At 44.2% G+C, this 21,091-nt stretch carries 7 protein-coding genes and 1 pseudogene; 4 read left to right on the top strand and 4 right to left on the bottom strand.

Annotated elements, in window-relative coordinates; all coding sequences use genetic code 11:
- Positions 1–18: 18 nt before the first annotated feature.
- The 4 genes from AHMF7605_RS17520 to AHMF7605_RS17505 form a co-directional block, all read right to left on the bottom strand.
- The gene (locus AHMF7605_RS17520) at positions 19–2,481 is read right to left on the bottom strand and encodes an MG2 domain-containing protein (protein WP_106931353.1); all 2,463 of its coding nucleotides are present in this window, start codon (positions 2,479–2,481) and stop codon (positions 19–21) included.
- 95 nt (positions 2,482–2,576) lie between these two features.
- Positions 2,577–3,725, bottom strand: a complete 1,149-nt coding sequence (locus tag AHMF7605_RS17515; protein ID WP_106931352.1) for a DUF4249 domain-containing protein — start codon at positions 3,723–3,725, stop codon at positions 2,577–2,579.
- A complete protein-coding gene (locus tag AHMF7605_RS17510) occupies positions 3,725–6,508 on the bottom strand; it encodes a TonB-dependent receptor (RefSeq protein ID WP_106931351.1) in 2,784 nt (927 codons plus the stop codon). Before AHMF7605_RS17510 ends, AHMF7605_RS17515 begins: the two co-directional genes overlap by 1 nt.
- A gap of 207 nt (positions 6,509–6,715) precedes the next feature.
- Positions 6,716–7,459 (bottom strand): hypothetical protein, encoded by a 744-nt coding sequence (locus tag AHMF7605_RS17505; RefSeq protein ID WP_106931350.1) that lies wholly within the window; start codon positions 7,457–7,459, stop codon positions 6,716–6,718.
- Positions 7,460–7,727: 268 nt separating this feature from the next.
- Here AHMF7605_RS17505 and AHMF7605_RS17500 point away from each other — a divergent pair.
- The 4 genes and pseudogenes from AHMF7605_RS17500 to AHMF7605_RS17485 all read left to right on the top strand — a co-directional run bounded on the left by AHMF7605_RS17500 (position 7,728) and on the right by AHMF7605_RS17485 (position 20,920).
- Positions 7,728–8,995 (top strand): annotated as a pseudogene (locus tag AHMF7605_RS17500) (dicarboxylate/amino acid:cation symporter).
- 638 nt (positions 8,996–9,633) lie between these two features.
- Positions 9,634–12,996 carry a GEVED domain-containing protein gene (locus AHMF7605_RS17495; protein WP_158267548.1) on the top strand — a complete coding sequence of 1,121 codons (3,363 nt, stop codon included), beginning with the start codon at positions 9,634–9,636 and terminating at the stop codon, positions 12,994–12,996.
- 786 nt (positions 12,997–13,782) lie between these two features.
- A complete protein-coding gene (locus tag AHMF7605_RS17490; RefSeq protein WP_106931348.1) occupies positions 13,783–17,343 on the top strand; it encodes a GEVED domain-containing protein in 3,561 nt (1,186 codons plus the stop codon).
- A gap of 574 nt (positions 17,344–17,917) precedes the next feature.
- Positions 17,918–20,920, top strand: a complete 3,003-nt coding sequence (locus tag AHMF7605_RS17485) for a T9SS type A sorting domain-containing protein (RefSeq protein ID WP_106931347.1) — start codon at positions 17,918–17,920, stop codon at positions 20,918–20,920.
- Positions 20,921–21,091 lie beyond the last annotated feature (171 nt).

The following is a 21,091-nucleotide window of genomic DNA, read 5'->3' as shown; positions in this document are numbered from 1 at the left end:
GTAATTACATAGATCAGATTACAGAGTATTTTTAACTTCAAAGGTAAAACTAGCGCTTCCGGCCAAGCCATCCTTGGTGATACCTTGCAGTACTATTACATATTTTCCTGGCTGATCGGACGTGTAGAAACTTGTTTTATGTTTCCCGGAAATGGAGGTGTTACTATCAGGTGACCAGTAAAGCAAATTTCTTAAATCGGGCAGCCGGCTTTTTAAGCTTTCCGGATTATTATACTGCGGCGAGTAAAATTCCTGGGGTATTTGTAGCCCTTGGTAGGCGGTTAAAAGTGCCCGGGGATCTAAGGTAAAACCTCCTAAGTTGCCTTTGTAGGTTATATAGCTCACCAAACCCTCGTAAGTAACCCGTCCGTGAAAATACCGGCTGGTAAGCACCTCTAGTTTTTGGATTTGGCGCGGATCGAAGGCCATGATTTTGTTTATATTAAAAATAGGTACCCCATCCAGCAACACCATAGGGTTATTCTGAAAAATACCGCCATTAACTTTATCCAGAACCATGAAATGGAAGCCGTTGCGCCGTTTTCGTACCTGCACCCCAATCACGTACTCCCGCATAACCTCCTCCATGGTTTTAAACCGGGTATAATCATCTAGTTTGTATTTCTCGTTGGCATTACCGTAAAAAGGAATACTATCTGTTACGGGTAACTTTACCAGCGGCTGAAAATCTTTAAAATAGCTATTTTGTGCTTGCATTTGCAGGTGGCGGGTAGCAATATTGGTTTGCCAGCGTTTAAGTAAATGTAAATCTGGGAGGAGATGAGGGGGATACTTTTGTGAAAAAGGAGATAATAATTCTAAGTGGTAGGTGCTATCGCGTTGCGGATTGGTTTGCAGGACTAAATCTTGCGAATTATAAAAATTTTCTACCTCAAATAACAACGAGCCATTGGTATTACTGGTAGCGGTATACAGCTCAACTTGCCGGCCAGGAGAGGCCAAATAGGTGCTGATGTTGGAGGCAGATTTTCCCGTACGGGTATCCGTTACCTTACCCATAATAAAATGACCATTTAATTCGGGAGGGTAGTCCGTTAAAATTGGTTGATTTGTCAGGATAGCTTCCCACTTAAAGCGGCGCCAGCCTTGGGTCAGCATTAAATTATCGGCCGCATCATCGGCTAGCGAATCGGTATTTTCAAAATAGTAATCCGGGTTTTCTATTTCGCCCCTTAAATCAGAACGTAGCCACAAATAGCTTTGAATACCAGGAAGCAAATGGGTGCTTAAAGAATCTAGCTGGTAAACGGCTACCGACACATTAGCGGAGGTAGCCTGGCTAGCTTCATCTTGCGTGAGAATATCTAAGATTACCGGTTCGCGGGTTAAGTATTGGGTTTTATTTGTGTGGGCAACAATGTTTAATTTATTTGTCGGGCGTTTAAAGTACAAGCGTTCGCATACCGGTTCTTTTTTACGGTTAAAAATAGTAAAGTGCGAAATACCTGCGGCTAAATCTTTTTTGTTTACCAGGAAAGTGGCCTGCCCTTGTTGTAACATTTTACTTTCAGCCGCAGCTATTTGGTTACGGGTATGCGCCAATAAATAAATAGATTCCGGGGCATCCGAAGAAGTTTTAGAAGAAGCTTGTACAGTTATTTTTAAATTTCCTGAATCATTTTCGTTTGCCTGAAGGTGCATCACATAGCCTTGCTCAAGGGCAGTTGGTAAGGAATGGCGAATAACTTTACTATTTGGTACTATTATGACGGCGGTTAATTTCTGGCTGCGCGTAGGGGTAACGTAAAAGTGACCCATCCCGAATTTAAGAGATTGAAAACTAGTTAGAACTTTTTCGTTCTGGTCGCGCAATTCACCTCTGAAACTTACTCCTTTGCCGTTTGAGTCCATTACTTTACAAGCTACTTTACTTGGTAAGTTCTGAACCAGGTTGCCGCCTTCCGGAAAGAATTGTATATCATAAGAAGGCGTACTTACCTTGGGCTTTATTCCGGATTTTTTGAAAGTATTAATAATGCTAATTGCGGCGGAGAAATAATAATCCGGGCCAGCATTTTTCATCCAGTTGGTATAAGCCCGCACCGTATAGTTACCCGAGTTTAAGGAAAACGGTAAACTAAAACTGCCATTCCCAAAACCATTTTGCAAAGCGGTTTTGGCTTGCAGTACCGGTTTTTGATTTTTGTCTACTACTTCCACGTAAGCTATTTTGCTTAGAGCCAAAGGTTTGTTGTAAATACCATCCGTGCTGTAAACTTTGTACCACATGGTCTCGCCGCTCACGTACGCGGGCCGGTCGAGATGCAGAAATAACTTTTCCGTCAGAACTTGGCGGCGATAATGATCAAAATGAGAGGTAATACTTTTTAACGAATCCGGTTGAGCAAAAACCAATCGGGGAAGGAGTAATGCTACCCCTAAAAATAAACCCAGCAGCGTATTTTGTCGAACGTAAAAAAATGGGATTGGCGGATTAACGGATAAGAACAAAGTATTCATTTTAATGAGCTAAATCGGAAGTAGTTTCTTAGTCTGCTAATAATTTTATAATTGTATGGTAGTTAATTGTTTGAATACGAATTATTTGAAATTTTTTAAGGCCAAAAATCAGGCTTCATATTGGTGCCTTTCAAGCGGCAATCGGTACATTCTTGAGAGGCAATATAGTACCCGATTAAACCGGGACGGGCGATCGGATACAAAGGAATATACTTTCCTGCTTTCAGGTAAGCCGCTATATTATCACCAAGATAAATAGGAAAAGGCTCTTCGCAATCGGAGTATCCTGATTCATAAACCCATTCTTGGGGTAATTCCTCGTTGGTAATAAATATTCTTTTTTCGCGAAGGCTGTAGGCTCCAATATAACCAATCACGGGTTCATCGGGGTTAGTGAGGTTTTGAATATTGCCGGTTAACCGCGAAGGCAGCGGATCGGTAAGTCCCCCAATTTGTTCGGTATTTTTCTGCAGCATTTCCCAATATTGGTATTCTTCCGCAGTTTGGGCGTATTGTTTAACCAAAATACTGTACCGGTAACGCAACTTTTCTGAACCAGCCGGCAGAAAAAGCAAAGGGTACTGGGCTATTACATCCTGGCTTAACTTAATAGAATTACTAATACTTATTCTGGGCGATATTTCTGTTTTCCAGCAATGGTAAATATCATCCCGCCGAATTAAAACAGTATCTATTACATAGCTCAAAACGGAATTATAAGGCGGGGTAAATTCCCAGGTATTTTCGTATTCCCAGCGGTAATAATGGGTATTGTTTTGCGGATCGTGGGTATCTACATAAATCTGTAGCCCATTACTTTCCACTCGCCAGCTAACACTGTCTATCTCGGGGGTGGGCCGGACCGAAACAAAAGCGGAAGCATATTTTGTGCCTGCGGCAGTTTGGATAAGTAAACGGTATCGGCGGCTGGCGTGAAGGGTTTGTTTGCCGGAAACATAAGTGCCCGGATTTTTTTCCGTTAAAAGGTATGGCGCTCCGTTTTCTTCTTCTACTTGTACTTGGGCCTTCGTTTCCGGCTCGGGTAAATTTAATGTATCCGTCAGATTTAAAGTGCGGGCTAGTTTAATGGTAGTTATTCCCTGGCTGTTAATAAAACCATCTACCACCAAAAACTTACTAACTGACCGGAGTACTTTAGGTTCGTACGGTTCTACGCAACTACTCAATAATAGCCACAAAAGCCAGATAAAACAATTGATGAAATTACCCTTCTTCAACCGCATCAGAATCTGAAATTATAAGTAACAGTGGGAATGGGCTGCCCGAAAATAGCTAGTTGGTAGCCTTTAATCTGGTTACTTTCCGATTTAAAGTAAATAGAAAAAGGATTTTTGCGCCCCGTCAGGTTATATACAGCAAAGGTCCAGGAACTATGGGCTAGTTTCTTTATTTTATGATTTCCTTCCAGGTTTACTGCAAAATCGGCCCGGTAATAATCCGGCACCCGGTACTCATTGCGGTTCGAGTAAAAAATGCGGGGAGTGTCGCGCAGGTAATATTTAGCCAACGGTAAAGTTATGGGCCGGCCCGTGTTGTAGGTGAAATTCAAAGAAGTACTCACGCGTTGGTTAAACCGGTAATTGCTAATTAAGGTAAAATCGTGGGGTTTATCGAAATTACTGGGATAATACTTGCCATTGTTAATCTGGTCGGCGGGCGTGCCTACATTTACCCGTACCAGGGAACGGGCGTAGGTGTAACTAAACCAGCCGTTTAGTTTACCCGTTAATTTCTTTACCATTAGTTCAATCCCGTAGGCTTTGCCTTCGGCGTTTACCACATCCGTTTCCAGGTGGTGATTCAGGATGATGGTGGCGCCGCTTTTATAATCCACGAAATCGTGCATGTTTTTAAAGTAGGCTTCCACGGAGGTTTCAATGCTATTGGATTTTAAATTATGGTAGTAGCCAATGGCTAGTTGATCGCCTATCTGCGGCCGGATATACGCATCACTTAATTTCCATACATCGGCCGGCGACATAGACGCCGTGTTGGAAAGCATGTGAATGTACTGCCGCATGCGGTTATAACTTACCTTCAGGGAAGAGTAATCCGTTAGAGAATACTTCGCTGAAATTCGATACTCCGGACCTTGGTAGTGGGCAATACTTTGGCCCGCTTGGTAGAAAATGGTATCCGTTATTGTTTTTTCGGTGCGCGGCACACCCGGTACGTATTGGTTCACCTGTCGGGGACCTAATGCCTGGTACAACGAGTACCGTAAACCTAAATAAACCGATAAGCGCGGACTAATGGTTATTTGATCGGAAGCGTAAACGGCACTTTCTATTGCTTTTTCTTCTTGCAGGGCATCCAGGGTAATTAACGATTCAAAACCTAAGGGCTGTAGTTTGCCGGGAGTAACCGTATAAAAAATAGAGCTAAGGCCGTAATTAAAAGTATGCGTCTCGTTCCGGAAGTAATTTAAATCAACTTGCAGGTTCGCCTGGTTAACGCCGTACGTAAGCCGGGAGGAGTTTACCGGGTTGCGTTGACTTTCGATATTATAAGAATAACGACTAAGGCTACCCGTTACTACGCCGTATAATTGGTTAGTAAAAATGTGCTTCCATTTGGTGCTAATACTTTGGTTGGTGTATTGGTATAAGGTATCGGCGCCCAGTTTAAATTTATCGCGGCTGGTGTAGGCCGTTACATAAAAGGTATTGTTCTCGTTTGCTTCGTGGCTCAGGTGAACGTTTACGTCGTAAAAAGCCGCCGCACTCTCCCGTAACGTTTTATTGGGTAATTGCTGCAATAACCAATCGGAATAAGTACTACGGCCACTGATAAGAAAAGCACTTTTATCTTTTATTATGGGGCCTTCTAAGGTAAGCCGGCTGGTTAGTAACCCAATGCCGCCGGAGCCTGAGAATTGTTTTTTATTGCCGTCGCGGGTAGCTATTTCTAATACCGAAGACAACCTTCCTCCGTAAGCCGCCGGTATCGCGCTTTTGTATAACTCCACCGATTTTAAAATATCGGGATTAAAGGCCGAAAAGAAACCAAACAAATGCGCCGGGTTGTAGATAGTAGCGCCATTAAATAAAATCAAATTTTGGTCGGTGGCTCCGCCGCGCACGTTAAAACCGGTGCTGCCCTCGCCTACCGATTTCACTCCGGGTAAGGTGAGGACCACCCGTAAAATATCCGTTTCCCCGAAAGCCGTTGGTATTTGCCGGATGGTTTTAATATCCAGTTGTTCCCGGCCCATTTGTAAACCCGTTACATTTTTATCTTTTTGGGCTTCTACAACCACTTCTTTTAAAGTAGTTACCTCTTCTTCTAAGTCGATGTTTAATTTGCCGTCGGCAGTAATTTGAATTTGGCGGCGGGTGCTTTTCTGCCCCACGGATTTAATCAGGAGTTCGTGGCGCCCAACCGGCAAGGTTAAAGAGTAATACCCAAATTGGTCGGATTTTACCCCAATGAGGGGCGGTTGTATGTAAACTGAAGCCCCCGTAATGGGTTCACCGGTTTTTAGGTTGCGCACGTAGCCGGCCAAGTTTGCTTTACTGTTAACGGAAGTGGCCCGCCCCGAGCCAATTTCAAATAATTTTGTTTCCAGCGTGTTCCGCGACCGAATGGAACGAGGATTCGAGGCGGTAATTGCAAGGATTGGCGATACCGTGGAAATGGTGCTATCGGTAGCTGGTTCAAAAAAATCAGATCGTAAAGTTGTTTGAATGGCCGTGTCTTTCGTAATAAATACCCGGTACTGATTATCTATCGCGAATTGAACGGGCGTATTCCGGAATATTTGCGGCAAAAGCTCGGGCAAGTATTGCTCTTGAACTTGGAGGGTGACAAAAAGGCTATCAACAGTAGCCGGAGAAAAGAAAAAATGGTAACTGGTTTTCGCCTCTACTTGTTGTACAAACTCAGCAAAAGGTGTTTTAGTAAAACTTCCGGTAAAGAGAGTATCGGCTTGCTGCTGACCTAAAACACCATTGCTGTAACCTAGCAGGCAAATTAGTAGGAATAGTAACCAGGAGCATCTAATCATATGTTAGTTAGGCAGGCAACTAAGTAAAAGACACAAGTATTTAGATATAATATGTTAGACTTTTTGTATTTAAGTAATTTAATAGCAATGATTTTAGTAGCTATTCCTACTTTAATTATATTAAATTAATTTTATCCGGTTACTTATTTTTAAAGCGCTTACATTTAAATTCTAAAATAAAGTTATTACTGGCAGGCCCCGTTGGGTTTAACCGCTTAATTGAACGTAATACTGAACCAACTTCATAATATCTGTTTCCCGGTTTTGCCGGAAGGTTAATTTATTACTCCGGATAAAAGCCTGCACTTCCTTTTTCCGGTCGGCCAATATTTTTACAACAGATTTCTTTTTATCTACCGGATAGTAAATATTTTTTTTATAAATAAAGTAAGAGTCGGTTTCGACGTACTTGCCCTCCAAGCCAATATCAGTAGTTTGTTGCACCAGCCTTTTAGACCGGTGCGCTAAAACTTGTAGCTTATTATCGTAAAGTAAATCGTAAAATCCAGCTTTCAAAGTGGTTGTTTTTAAACTATCCGGGGTTAAGCGAATAAAAGTATGGCCCGCCACAATAAAGAATTTTACTTTTTCGGCTACCAGCTTTATTTTAAATTCAGAAGTAGGGTGTTCAACAATAATTTGGTCTAAAACCAGGTCGTACTGTAGCGGTACATTCGGGAACCAAGTGTTATGGTAGTAAATTTTACCTTCTAGTTCGTGGGCGGTTTTATAATAAGAGTGCCCTTTCAGGTAGGCTTTCTTTTCCGGCGCATATTCCGTTCCGTTGTATAAAATAGACTCGGAACTAGCCATTTGGGTATACCCTTGATCCAAATTCTCGCGGGCATTCGCTACAAAGCTGGTATCAAGACTGGCTTGGGCATAAGCTCCCCACCAGCCTATCAGCCAGAGAAAAACAATAAAAAGGATTCGCTGGAAACGTAGCGCCATAGTTGGGGATAGTAAGCAGGCAACTTTGTTCTAATTTAAATTTTATTCTTGTTTTATGTGCTATTCGTTGGTGTAAAGTTCTTTTTAAAAGTACTAATAGGCTGTTGTAAGCTATATTTCGAGTTTGATTCTTAGAGAGCAGAAGTTCCTTGCTTGCTTCAATCCTTCTTTCAAAACCCAGCTTTTACCTTCGCTCGGGTTAGCATAAATCTTTTCGGCACTTTCCGGTAATTCTAGTTATCTTTTACGCGAAAACAGCTACTCGTATATGCGTCGACTCTCCCGGAACCTTACTTTTCAGGTTTTACTAGCTATTTTTTAGGCATTCTGACCGGCATATTTTTCCCGGAGACCGCCGCCCAACTCCGGCCCATCAGCGAGGTATTTATTAACCTGATTAAAATGGTAATTGCGCCCATTATCTTTTTAACCATTGTGCTGGGCATCGGCAACATGGGGAACCTGAAAAAAGTGGGCCGGGTAGGGGGTAAAGCATTATTGTACTTTGAAGTAGTAACGACGTTTGCTTTAATAATTGGAGTAGTAGCCTCTAACATTTTGCAACCGGGGGCGGGCATTAACATTTCGGCGCTGGCGAAAGGCGATATCAGTACCTATACCCAACAAGCCGCCGAAATTAATTGGGTAGAATATTTCACGCATATTGTTCCCTCCACGGTAATCGGGGCTTTTGCCCAGGGCGATATTTTGCAGGTGCTCTTTTTCTCGGTATTGTTTGGGGTGGCGCTCACCCGGGTAGGCGAAGCTGCACCCGCTATTATTGCCGTTTTTGAAAAATTATCCGCCGTTTTCTTCCGGATTCTGGCCATGATCATGAAACTGGCCCCGTTAGGTGCCTTTGGTGGTATGGCTTTTACCATTGGTAAATACGGCATTAATACTTTGCTGCCTTTGGGCAAACTCATGCTTACCGTTTACCTGACCATGTTTTTGTTCATTTTCGTGGTGCTTAACCTCATTCTGGCCTACTACAAAGTAAGCTTGTGGCAGTATTTAAAATACATAAAAGAAGAATTATTGCTGGTGCTGGGTACTTCGTCGTCGGAGTCAGCGCTGCCGCAGCTCATGCGCAAACTGGAACGGTTAGGCTGCTCCCGATCGGTAGTGGGTTTGGTAGTACCTACGGGCTATTCTTTTAACCTCGACGGTACGAGTATTTACCTGAGCATTGCCGTTATTTTTCTGGCGCAGGTGTTTAGCATTAATCTTACTTTAGCTCAGGAAGCTACCGTTATTGCTATTCTCATGCTTACGTCTAAAGGAGCAGCGGGCATTACCGGCAGCGGATTTATCGTGCTCGCTTCCACCATTACCGCTACCAAAATTATTCCCGTAGAAGGGCTAGCCTTGCTGCTCGGTGTAGACCGCTTCATGTCCGAAGCCCGGGCCATTACCAATATCATCGGCAACGGCGTAGCCACCATTGTCATCGCCAAAAGCGAAAACGAGTTCGACGCAGGAAAGCAGCAATTGGCTTTTTCCGGTGTGGTTTCGGAGGAAGAAGTATTGGCCTAAAACCCGCGTGAAAGCAGCCTGGTTGCTATATTTAAATGCGTCTAGATTATCGTAATTATTTATTCTTTTCTACTTCTTTGGCGTGCTAGCGTAGAGCAAAAGGCTTTGAGTAAGAATGTTCCCTTAAAGCAGAGAAAATCTACAATTTGAAATGAACTTACTCTAAAAGATTGGGTTACAACTTGTTTTTTGTTCTCCCGTTTTTAAATCTCTTTTATGTATTTCCCGAGTGGTTGGTAAACCAAGCTAGCTTAAGACACATTTATACTTTCGATAAATCTCCTACCTAATTAATAAAGAATATATTTTATAAAATATTCTTCCATACCAGGTAACAATCTTCCCATTAACCGAATGTATAAGTGTAAATCCTAAACTAAGCTATCATTACTAACTTTACCAGACTCCATATGAGAATGATTTCTCAAGTAGTAAAACATGCAATTATAGTATGGGGAAATCAATAATTATTAATAGTATATTTATTGTAAAGCAATATATTACTGTATTTATCATCCATATTTATTAATCTTTTTTTCACCTAAAAAACATTTGCAACAAAGCGTATGAGAATACTTTTATCTCTTCTAAAACGGAATTTAAATTATTTTTTTATAAAATTTGCCAAACTTAACATCTTGCTACTCTTATTCTTTGCTGTTAGCCCAATTCCTAGAACATCGGCTCAAACCAAAGAATGGGATAAAACCCTTGGAGGTAGTATGTCCGAGGAATTTACTTCTATAGTTGCTACGGCAGATGGGGGTTATTTACTTGGTGGAAGTTCTCCTTCAGGAGTTGGAGGCGATAAGTCTCAACCTAGTTTAGGCAATCAGGACTATTGGGTAGTAAAAGTTAATGCAAATGGAAATAAGATTTGGGACAAAACTTTTAGCAGTAATGGCAATGATTACCTTAAAGCATTAACTATTACCAAGGATGGTGGCTATTTATTAGGTGGTTATTCAGATTCTTCTACAAAAAGTGGAGATAAGAGTGAAGATGGTAAAGGAGGGCAGGACTATTGGATAGTAAAATTAGATGCCAACGGGAATAAGGTTTGGGACAAAACAATTGGCGGTGAAGAAAATGATAGATTAGAATCCGTTCAACAAATAAGTGATGGAGGGTATATTCTTGGCGGTTCTTCTTATTCGGGCGTCAGTGGAGATAAATCTGAGGATAATAAAGGCAAGCCGTGGTATACTGACTACTGGTTGGTGAAGCTAAGTGTTGACGGAACTATAGTTTGGGAAAGAACAATTGGTGGTTGGGGAAGTGATATATTATCGTTAGTGCAACAGACCAGTGACAAGGGGTATATTTTAGGTGGCTATTCAAATACTTTCAGTTGGGAAGAAACAGATTATAATTTTTGGGTAGTAAAACTGGATGACAAAGGCACCAAGATTTGGGATCAAAAATATGGCGGTACTGGACAAGATTATCTTTGCGACATAGAAACCACGCCTGATGGAGGCTATTTACTGGGAGGCCAATCCGATTCAGGTATTGAAGAAGGGAAAAGCGAAGCAAGTAAGGGAGACTATGATTACTGGGTAATCAAGATAAATAGGGATGGCACTAAGCTTTGGGATAAAACAATAGGTGGTGATGGTCCGGATTATTTTCAAGATTTCATAACCACTGCAGATGGAGGTTTCTTATTAGGAGGGCAATCCTCGTCAAATGAAGGTGGAGATAAGAGTGAGGCTTCAAATTCCAATTATGATTATTGGATTGTTAAGATAACCGGGGATGGTGTAAACATTTGGGATAAAACCTACGGTGGCAATGGAGAAGATTACTTGAGGGCGGTTATAGCTACTCCAGATCGAGGGTATTTACTTGGGGGATATTCAACTTCTGGTATAAGTGGGGACAAGAGCGAAGCTAAAAGGGGGGGGGCTGATTACTGGTTAGTGAAAGCTAAGAACTTAGATACGCCCTACAATCCGTACTGTGAGCCCGCTGTTGTTTACGGGTGTAGCGAATTTATTTATATTAATAATTTTAGTTTTAATAATTTAGTTAACAATAGTTCGGGTTGTAACGGAAAAACCAAAAGCTATATCAACTACAGTCCGATGGGTAGCTTTACTACTGTCCTTAATCGAGGTCAAACTTATAACATTAGCTTGGAGGGAGATGGAAGCAACGCGCAAAGCTATGGAGTATGGATAGATTATAACAATGACAACGATTTTGCTGATACAGGAGAATTTGTTTATAAATCTCCTTCAGCCGCATTGGGTACATTTTCCGGTACAATTACCATTCCGACAAATGTAACAGATGGATTACACCGGATGCGGGTAAGTACCAAATATTTTAATACCTTCTCCGGTTCCGAATGGTGTGGTAGTACCGATTACGGCGAAACGGAAGATTATACCATTACGGTTGCAGAACCTTTAGTGTCTAGTACTCAGTGGAATCTTCGTTACGGAGGCACAGGTAATGAAGGCTTTACCGCTATTATTAAAACTTCCGACGGTGGTTACTTATCTGGCGGTTACTCGCCTTCCAGCATCAGCGGCGACAAAACTCAAGGCAGCCAGGGCAAGAACGACTTCTGGATTGTAAAGACCGATGCCAACGGCAATAAACTTTGGGATAAAACTTACGGCGGCTCCGACCACGAATATTTAAATCGCATTATTCAAACGCAGGACGGCGGATACCTCTTAGCCGGAGTTTCCCAATCGGGCATTGGTGGCGACAAAACTCAATCTAATCGCGGCGATCGCGACTACTGGATAGTAAAAATTAGCAGTACCGGCGTAAAGCAATGGGATAAACGCTACGGCGGCAGCGGCTACGACGAACTCAAGAAAGTATTGCAACTCCCCACCGGCGAATACATTTTAGCGGGTTACAGCAACTCGCCGGCAGGGGGCGATAAAAGCCAGGGCAGCCAGGGAGGTACCGACTTCTGGTTGATAAAAGTAAGCCGTACAGGTACTAAAATCTGGGACAAACGTTACGGCGGTACGTTAAACGAAGAACTGGGCGGTATTGTGCAAACTTCCGGTGGGGGCTTCTTACTGGGCGGTACTTCGGCCTCTGGCATCAACGGCGAGAAAAGCGAAGTAAGCCGGGGCGGCAAGGACTTCTGGTTGATCAGTTTAGATAAGAACGGTACTAAACTCTGGGATAAAACCTACGGCGGCAGCGGCGAAGACGAAGCCTATTCTTTAGGTAAGAGTGGCAGTGAGTATTTTATCTCGGGCCAAAGCGACTCCCCCGCTGGCTTTGACAAAACCCGGGGCAGCCAGGGCGGCAAAGATTTCTGGTTCCTTAAATTCACCAGCACCGGCGAGAAAATCTGGGACAAGCGTTTCGGCGGTATCTTGGATGAAGAACTACGGGCTAGCGTCCAGACCAGCGATGGCGGGTATCTTTTAGCCGGTAAGTCTTTCTCGAACAAAAGCGGCAACAAAACCCAGAATAGCCAGGGATCGAGCGATTATTGGATCGTGAAAACGGATGCGGATGGTATGTACCAGTGGGATAAACGTTACGGTGGCAGCGAAGCCGAAGAACTCCGGGCTGTGATTAAAACCCCGGATGGAGGCTTGTTGCTGGCTGGTAAATCAATTTCAGGCGTGAGCGGCGATAGAACGCAGCCCAGCCAGGGCGGTGCGGATTTTTGGCTGGTGAAAGTAGCGCCGGAAACTACCGCCATAGTAGCTGCCCGAGAAGCAACAAGATTTACTAAGCCGGTAAATGAAACAAAATTAAGCGTGCTTCAAGCTTATCCGAATCCTTTTAAAGAACAGGTAACCGTTAATTTTACTTTACCGCAAACCCAAACTACCCAAGTAAAAGTATACGACAGCCAAGGCCGGGAAATTACTACTTTGTTCCAGGGCAAAGCACAGGCCAATCAAACCTATGAAATAAAATGGCTAGTCAATAAACAGGCTGCGGGCATGTACCTGCTGCAACTGCAAACTCCTACGCTGCGCCGGCAACAGAAACTGCTCTTAACTAAATAAAAGATGCGAGCCAAAAACAAGGCTGGCTAGCACTAGTCAGCTTTGTTTTTATAATTTTTAGCTAGGCTGGCCTCTAACTACTTTACTGTTAATGAATAAACTGGTGCTTCGCCAAATTAAAAACTTAGAAATTATGAATTAGAGATTTAAGTTAAAAAGGTAGTTAAGCTAGAATAAATAGTAGCTTTATTTCTGCCAATTAAATTGAAATAGCACGAGCATCACCTTCTTGCTCGGTATTGTGTTACGTTTTCAACTCCCCTTCTCGGCCAAATGAATCTTTTCCATTAGTAAAGCAAAATACCAGCTTTTATACCCAAAATACCTGTTTATACTTGTAGGAATTAGATAGGCAGTTATCTACTTTTGCTAACCCTCCAGCAGGTCGCCCGCATCAATCGCAAGGTTGGCAGGGCCTCTTTCCCGATTCTTCCTGGCGTTTTATTGTTAAATATTTAATCAGCAAACTTATGTAAATACGTCTATCTCCATTCTACCAGTTGTTTCTATTGGGGCGAGTATGGATGAGCCTGGTTAGCGCGTAATTGTTGCTCACCGGATGCTCCAGCTGAGCCTTTTATTCTACATTTCTCCCAGTTGTTTCTTTAACAATCAGCATGAGAGAAAGTGTAGGAAAAATATTCGTTGTCTACCATCCCGATTAACTTTTAACGAAAAGTTCTTCTCCGGCATACTTATTCTGTTGTCGTCAACTATTCTATTTAGGCTTTTACGACACGTTTTTACCTAAAAATTCTTGACAAAATAATTCAATACTGTTTCATTATGAAAAAACTTTACTTTGCGGTTGTCTTAATTCTCGTATTCTGGAGCACGATTAATTCTACTTACGCGCAAAAAAAAATCTACCTTGGAAAGATAAAGGATGTTGCGGCTACTTATAGAAACAGAGCTAAGTCAGCAATAAATAATAGTAAGGCCTCGGGCTCGCAAGTAAGCCATGCCCTGCCAGGTAAACAACCATTAAAACTGAAACTTAACTTTAATGAGCAGCAAGGCAACGCTGAATTTTTTTACGGCACTGTCTATAATACTCCGTCCAGTAGCTTTTACCTGCAAATTACCGATCAGGCAGTTTCGGGCGCTATTACTATGCTGGACCAGAAGGCGTTTTATCGCTATACTTCTACGCCCGATGGTTCCGTATACTTGCTGGAAGAAGATATTGACCAGGTACTATGCGTTGGGTTGCCGGAAGTGAAGCAACCTACCGCCCCAAAATCACCAGGAAGCAATTTGAGCCAAAGTAGCGCCAAAGCCTTGAGTCCGGCTGCTGTGCCCGTTCTAGAGAGTTTACCGGGCGCCGGCGCGGTGGTGTACCTCGACTTTGATGGCCAAACCATAACCAATACTAATTGGAATCAATCTTATACTAACGGAAAGCCTATTGTAGCGGCCCCCTCTACTCTAACGGAAACGGAAATAATCGAGGTGTGGAAATTAATGAGTGAGGATTTCCGGCCGTTTGCCCTTAACGTTACCACCAACGAAATTGTTTTTAACAATGCTCCTCCCAATCGGCGCATACGGGTTTTGTTTACCCCTACCGAAAGCTGGTATCCTAAATCCGTAGGAGGTACGGCTTATGTTGGTTCGTTTACCTGGGGAGGCATTACTTATAACGAAGCTCCTTGTTGGGTGTTTAATACCACTAGTAAGTACGCCGGCGAAGCGGGTTCGCACGAGGTAGGCCATACCTTAAATTTAAGGCACGATGGCCGGAATTCACCCCCGGAAGAATATTTTAAGGGCCAAAGCTTTTGGGCGCCCATAATGGGCGCCAGTTATTACGTGCCTTTAACTCAATGGAGCAAAGGAGAATATTCTAATGCAAATAACCTCGAAGACGACCTTACTAAAATAACCGCCAATGGCTTCGGCTACCGCCCCGACGACCATGGCAATGAGATAAACACGGCAACCCCACTGGTAAAAGATGTTAATGGTACTGTATTGGCGGCCGCTAATAAGGGCATTATCTCTACCCAGACGGACGTAGATGTTTTTACTTTTACCCACCATGGCGGCCCTATTGCTCTAACCGTAAATCCTGCCCCTGATTTTCCGGATTTAGACATCTATCTTTCTCTTCGTAATTCAGCGGGTATAGAAGTAGCTACGGTTAACCCCGGTACCTTATCGGCTACGCTGGATACCACCTTAGCCGCCGGTACGTATTACCTGGCTATTGATGGCACTACGGGAGCTTTGGGCGCTAATTCCGATTATGCTACTCTGGGTTCCTACTCCATTTCCAATAAAGATTATAATTTGCCTGTTTATACCGATGGGTGCGCCACCAACGCCATTTTTATTAATAATTTCAGCTTTCATACTTTAGTTAATAATAACTCCGCCTGCAGCAGCGGCACGGCTAAGGGATACACGAGTTATGATCCGGTGGGTACTTTAACTACTACCGTTAACAGAGGACAAAACTACAGTCTTACTATGCAGGCGGCAGCTGATTACGCCGAGTATTTTGGGGTTTGGATAGACTATAATAATGATAAGGATTTTGATGACGCCGGTGAATTTGTCTATGCTTCTCCTGCTGATGGCGCCAATCTGTTTTCCGCCACCATCACCATTCCGGCTACGGCCACTTTAGGCTCGACCCGGATGCGCGTACGATCTAAGTACTCCGGCCCCGTTTTTACCAACTATGAATCAAGTGCCTCCTTTGAGTACGGCGAAGCCGAAGATTATACTATTACGATTAAGGACCCGGAAGTAGTTCGGACGGAATGGAACTTACGCTACGGCGGCAAAAGTAACGAAGGCTTTACAACCGTAATTAAAACAGCGGACGGAGGTTACTTATCCGGCGGGTACTCTCCGTCCAGTATTGGCGGCGATAAAACGCAAAGCAGCCAGGGTAAAAACGATTTCTGGATTGTGAAAAGTGATAAACTTGGCAAAAAGCTCTGGGACAAACGCTATGGTGGTTCCGAGGATGATTTCCTGAACGCTTTAATTCAAACTCTGGATGGGGGCTATATCCTGGCCGGTTCCTCAATGTCCAGCCGCAGTGGGGATAAAACACAAACTAGCCGCGGCGGGCGCGATTACTGGGTCGTTAAAATATCTAATACGGGCGTAAAGCAATGGGATAAACGTTTTGGCGGCAGTGGCGCCGATGAACTTAAAAAAATCATTCCATTAGCTTCCGGCCACTTCATTCTAGCCGGTACGAGCAACTCGCCGGCCAATGGCGATAAAAGCCAGGCGGCTCGGGGTGGTCAGGATTACTGGCTAATAAAGATCAGCAGCACGGGTACCAAAGTGTGGGATAAACGCTACGGCGGATCCGCGGACGAAAACCTGGAAGGCTTGGCGCTTACCCTGGACGGCGGCTTTTTGTTGGGCGGGAGTTCTCCTTCGGGCGTGAGTGGCGATAAAACTCAAGCCAGCCGGGGCAACAGCGATTACTGGCTGGTACGGGTAAATAGTGCGGGCGCCAAGGTGTGGGACAAACGTTTTGGCGGCACCGGCGAGGATAACTTAATGGATGTAGGTAGTACGGGTACCTCTACGGGAAACTTCTTTCTGGCCGGCCACAGCACTTCGGGCGCCAACGGCGACCGGAGCCAAAGCAGCCAAGGCGGTAAAGATTTCTGGATGCTCAAGATAAATGGGAATGGGGAGAAGTTGTTTGACAAGCGTTTTGGGGGCACCGGTGACGAAGGCTTGCGTACCATTCTGTTAACGGCCGATGGGGGCTACTTACTGGCGGGGCGCTCGGAGTCCGGGGTAAGCGGCGACAAGAGCCAAGGCAACCAAGGCTCCAGTGATTATTGGATTGTGAAAACTTCCAGCACCGGCGTACAACAATGGGACAAACGTTTTGGCGGCAGTGGCTACGACGAAATCCGGACGGCTGCCCAAACTACGGATGGCGGGTTTATTTTAGGTGGCCGGTCGGAGTCCGGGGTAAGTGGCGATAGAACCCAGCCCAGCCAGGGTGGTTCCGATTACTGGCTGGTGAAAGTAGCTCCACAAACCATACTTCTGGCGGCCAGAAAAGAAGTATCAGAAGGAGAAGAAGCAACAATTAAATCAGAGCCATTACAGCTTTTAGCGTATCCTAATCCTTTTTCTAATAAAGTTACCATCAACTTTACTTTATCGCAAACTCAAAGCGCCCAGGTAAAAGTCTACGACAGTCAGGGTAGAGAAGTCGGTAATTTATTCTACGAAGAAGCTAAAGCCAAGCAAAGGTACCAGGTAGAATGGCAAGCGGGTACGAAAGCTGCCGGTGTATATCTGCTGCAATTGCAAACCCCAACTCTTCGCCGACAACAGAAACTACTGCTCACTAAGTAAATACCACTTTCCTTAAAAATTAAAGCCGGCTAGAAATTACTCTGACCGGCTTTGATTTTTTAAGGCAATGAATGGATAGGGAATAATAGCTCTATTTGGTCAATTTTGGCGGTTTATTCTTGCAGTGGGAAAAGTGTGTGTGTTTACTTCCGAATCAGCTACTAAACCGTTTTGTAAGCCAAGATTTTTTAAAGAGAATAGTAGAAGCTTTAAGTGAAAAAATAATATATTTAAAAGTATTTCTCTATTTTTCTCAATTGAGTATCTGTTTATTTATAAAAATAAAGCTTAACGTATTTGCTCTCCTGTCATTATCATAAATTTTTTCGGATAATGGATTTTTTGCATTTCTGAATTTTGCGCAAACGGTTTAGTAAGAGTAGTAGAGCATTGTACCAGCATACTCGTTACCTACTGCTTCTTACTAGTAATTCTGCCCAGGCAATTAGTTAAGGGTGAAAGGCCCTCGATTATTAATTTAATAAGTAATCCTTGCTACCCGCTAGTTTCCGGAACTTTAAATTTTATAACTCAAGTAGTTATTTACTCCTCTCGCTCTTTAAACTACAATAACATGAAAGCACTATTATTGCGGGGCAACGGGATTTGGGAAAATCATCCGTTTGCTTATTATTGGCGCCTCTTTTACTTGACTTGGCTTCTGGTCGGTAGTTCTACAATGGTTACCCGGGGCCAGGCATCTATCCTCTGGGACAAAACCATTGGCGGCGATAATTATGACTTTCTTCGAACAACTATCCGGACCAGCGATGGGGGCTATCTCTTGGGAGGCTATTCCGCTTCGGGAGTTAGCGGCGATAAATCGCAAGCATCCAGAGGGGGAAACGATTACTGGATTGTCAAACTAAACGCCGATGGCACCCAAGCCTGGAATAAAACCTTGGGCGGCAATGCGGGCGAAATTTTAAGTTCTATCCAACAAACCGGCGATGGGGGCTATATTGTAGGGGGGTATTCTGCTTCGGGTATCAGCGGCGATAAATCCGAAGGAAATAGAGGGAGTGTTGATTATTGGGTAGTAAAGTTAAAAGCAGATGGATCTAAAGTCTGGGATAAAACCTACGGCGGCAACCAAAACGACCACTTAGAAGCCTTGCAACAAACCAGCGATGGCGGGTATATACTGGGAGGGCGTTCTTCTTCCGGTGCCTCCGCCGATAAATCACAAGCAGCTAAAGGCGGTACGGATTTTTGGATTGTGAAGCTAAAAGCCGATGGCTCCAAAGAATGGGATGAAACGATAGGGAGTGCGGGAGATGATGAGTTCGCTTCTTTGCAACAAACCAGCGATGGCGGCTATATTCTGGGGGGCTATACCGATTGGATCGGCGGCGATAAGACCCAGGCTAGTAAAGGCGCTTTAGATTACTGGATTGTCAAGCTAAATGCCAGCGGTACCAAAGTTTGGGATAAAACCATTGGCGGAAGTTCTTACGACCGATTAGAGGTGGTGCAGCAAACTCCGGACGGCGGCTATATTCTAGGCGGTAATTCGGCTTCGGGCATTAGTGGTGATAAATCCGAGGGGCTTAGAGATATCGAAGAAATTCCCGACTTATTCCCCTCGGATTATTGGGTAGTGAAACTCAAGGCCGATGGTACCAAAGTCTGGGATAAAACGCTGGGCGGCACCAAACTGGATTTCATCTCTTCTATCCTTCAAACCAATGATGGCAGCTATATTCTGGGCGGTTCTTCCGAATCCGGAGTGAGTGGCGAGAAAACCGGGCCGAATAAAGGAGAAAGAGATTTTTGGGTAGTAAAAATAAATACCAACGGCCATAAACTTTGGGATAAAACGATTGGTGGTAACCGGAACGATATTTTAGTATCGGTGCAGGCCGCCGGCGATGGGGCTTACCTGCTAGGAGGATATTCTAATACCGGTATCAACGGCGATAAAACCGAAGCGAGCAAAGACTTTAATTTTAGTGATTATTGGGGGGTAAAACTGAAAGAAGATATTATGGTAAATACCGCCTGGAACCGGCGTTTTGGCGGAACAGAAGATGACAACTTCACCGGTGTTATTCCTACCTTGGATGGCGGTTACTTATACGGTGGCTTCACCAACTCGGGCCTAAGCGGCGATAAAAGCCAGAGTAGTTGGGGTAAAAATGATTTTTGGATTGTAAAAAGTGATAAAAACGGTAAAAAGCTCTGGGATAAACGCTACGGCGGCTCCGGCGATGATTTCTTAACCAACCTAATTCAAACCCAGGATGGTGGGTACTTACTCGGGGGTAGCTCCTTGTCGGGCGTAAGTGGCGACAAGAGCCAGGCTAGCCGCGGCGACCGGGATTACTGGGTCGTAAAAATAGATGCTCAGGGCAACAAAGAATGGGACAAACGTTTTGGCGGCAGCGGCTACGACGAACTCAAGAAAGTACTGCAACTGCCTTCGGGACGGTATATATTAGCGGGCACCAGCAGTTCGCCGGCCAGCGGGGATAAAAGTCAGGGTAGCCAGGGCGCGCAGGATTACTGGATTCTTAAAATATCCACTACCGGTACCAAGCAGTGGGACAAGCGGTTTGGCGGCTTGTTGAACGATGCCTTTGCGGATCTGGCCCTCACCCTAGACGGGGGCTTTTTACTGGGCGGTACGTCCGTGTCGGGGATCGGCGGCGATAAAACCCAATCGAGCCGGGGCAGTAACGATTACTGGCTGGTACGCATTACGGGAGAAGGCGTAAAAATCTGGGATCAGCGGTATGGCGGCACGAAAGAAGATGTTCTCCTGTCCTTAGGCAGTACGGGTACCAGCAGCGGCAACTTTTTCATAGCGGGTCATAGTAATTCGCCGGTGAGCGGCGAGAAAACCCAGGAAAGCCAAGGCGGTACCGATTACTGGATGCTCAAAATTAACCCGGAGGGCAATAAACTCTGGGACAAGCGTTTTGGGGGTAGTCAGCAGGAAAGTCTGCGCTCGATTAGTATCACCAAAGATGGGGGATATGTGCTGGGTGGTAGCTCTTACTCGGGCATTAGTGGCGACAAGACGCAGACTAGTTGGGGCAGCAGTGATTACTGGCTCGTGAAGACCAATGACAAGGGAGTAAAAGAATGGGACAAACGCTTCGGGGGGAATAGCTATGAGGAATTGCGTACCGTTCGGCAAACCGCTGATGGAGGTTATATTTTAGGCGGAAAGTCTACCTCCGGAATAAGCGGCAACAAAACGCAGCCAAGCCAGGGAGGCACGGATTACTGGCTCGTGAAAGTAGCACCATTAACTACCTCGATGGTAGCTGTTAGAGAAGAAACTGCAACAGAAGAAGCTGCCAAAACAGAAGTAAACCTATTTAAAGTTTACCCGAATCCGGCGAAAGAACAAGTTAGAGTAAGCTTCACTTTACCCCAAACCCAAGCAGCAGAAGTAAAGGTATACGACAGCCAAGGGCGGGAAATAGCAACTTTATTTCAGGGCGAAGCAAAAGCAGATCACAAATATGAATTAGAATGGCAAGCTGGTAATAAACCAGCCGGTATGTACTTATTGCAGCTGCGAACTTCTACTAAACGCTACCTGCAAAAACTGCTTTTAGCCAAATAAATGAAATTTACTCCTATAACACGCAAACTGGCTAACCGTAACGGCAGTGGGTTTGTGTGTTATAGGAGAAGCAAAAAAGTTCATATCTTTTTAGCTTTCCATATTTAATATGTATTCTGTTTTACTTCCTATCTCCGAAAAGAACAGAAAAACAGCACAGATAGTACTAAC

Source organism: Adhaeribacter arboris (genome assembly GCF_003023845.1).
Lineage (GTDB): Bacteria > Bacteroidota > Bacteroidia > Cytophagales > Hymenobacteraceae > Adhaeribacter > Adhaeribacter arboris.
This window is presented reverse-complemented; position numbering and strand designations above follow the sequence as displayed.

What these genes read in the sequence shown, in the direction of transcription:
- AHMF7605_RS17520 (WP_106931353.1), bottom strand. Translation starts at nt 2,481, where the DNA reads ATGAATACTTTGTTCTTATCCGTTAATCCGCCAATCCCATTTTTTTAC.
- AHMF7605_RS17515 (WP_106931352.1), bottom strand. Translation starts at nt 3,725, where the DNA reads ATGCGGTTGAAGAAGGGTAATTTCATCAATTGTTTTATCTGGCTTTTG.
- AHMF7605_RS17510 (WP_106931351.1), bottom strand. Translation starts at nt 6,508, where the DNA reads ATGATTAGATGCTCCTGGTTACTATTCCTACTAATTTGCCTGCTAGGT.
- AHMF7605_RS17505 (WP_106931350.1), bottom strand. Translation starts at nt 7,459, where the DNA reads ATGGCGCTACGTTTCCAGCGAATCCTTTTTATTGTTTTTCTCTGGCTG.
- AHMF7605_RS17490 (WP_106931348.1), top strand. Translation starts at nt 13,783, where the DNA reads ATGAAAAAACTTTACTTTGCGGTTGTCTTAATTCTCGTATTCTGGAGC.
- AHMF7605_RS17485 (WP_106931347.1), top strand. Translation starts at nt 17,918, where the DNA reads ATGAAAGCACTATTATTGCGGGGCAACGGGATTTGGGAAAATCATCCG.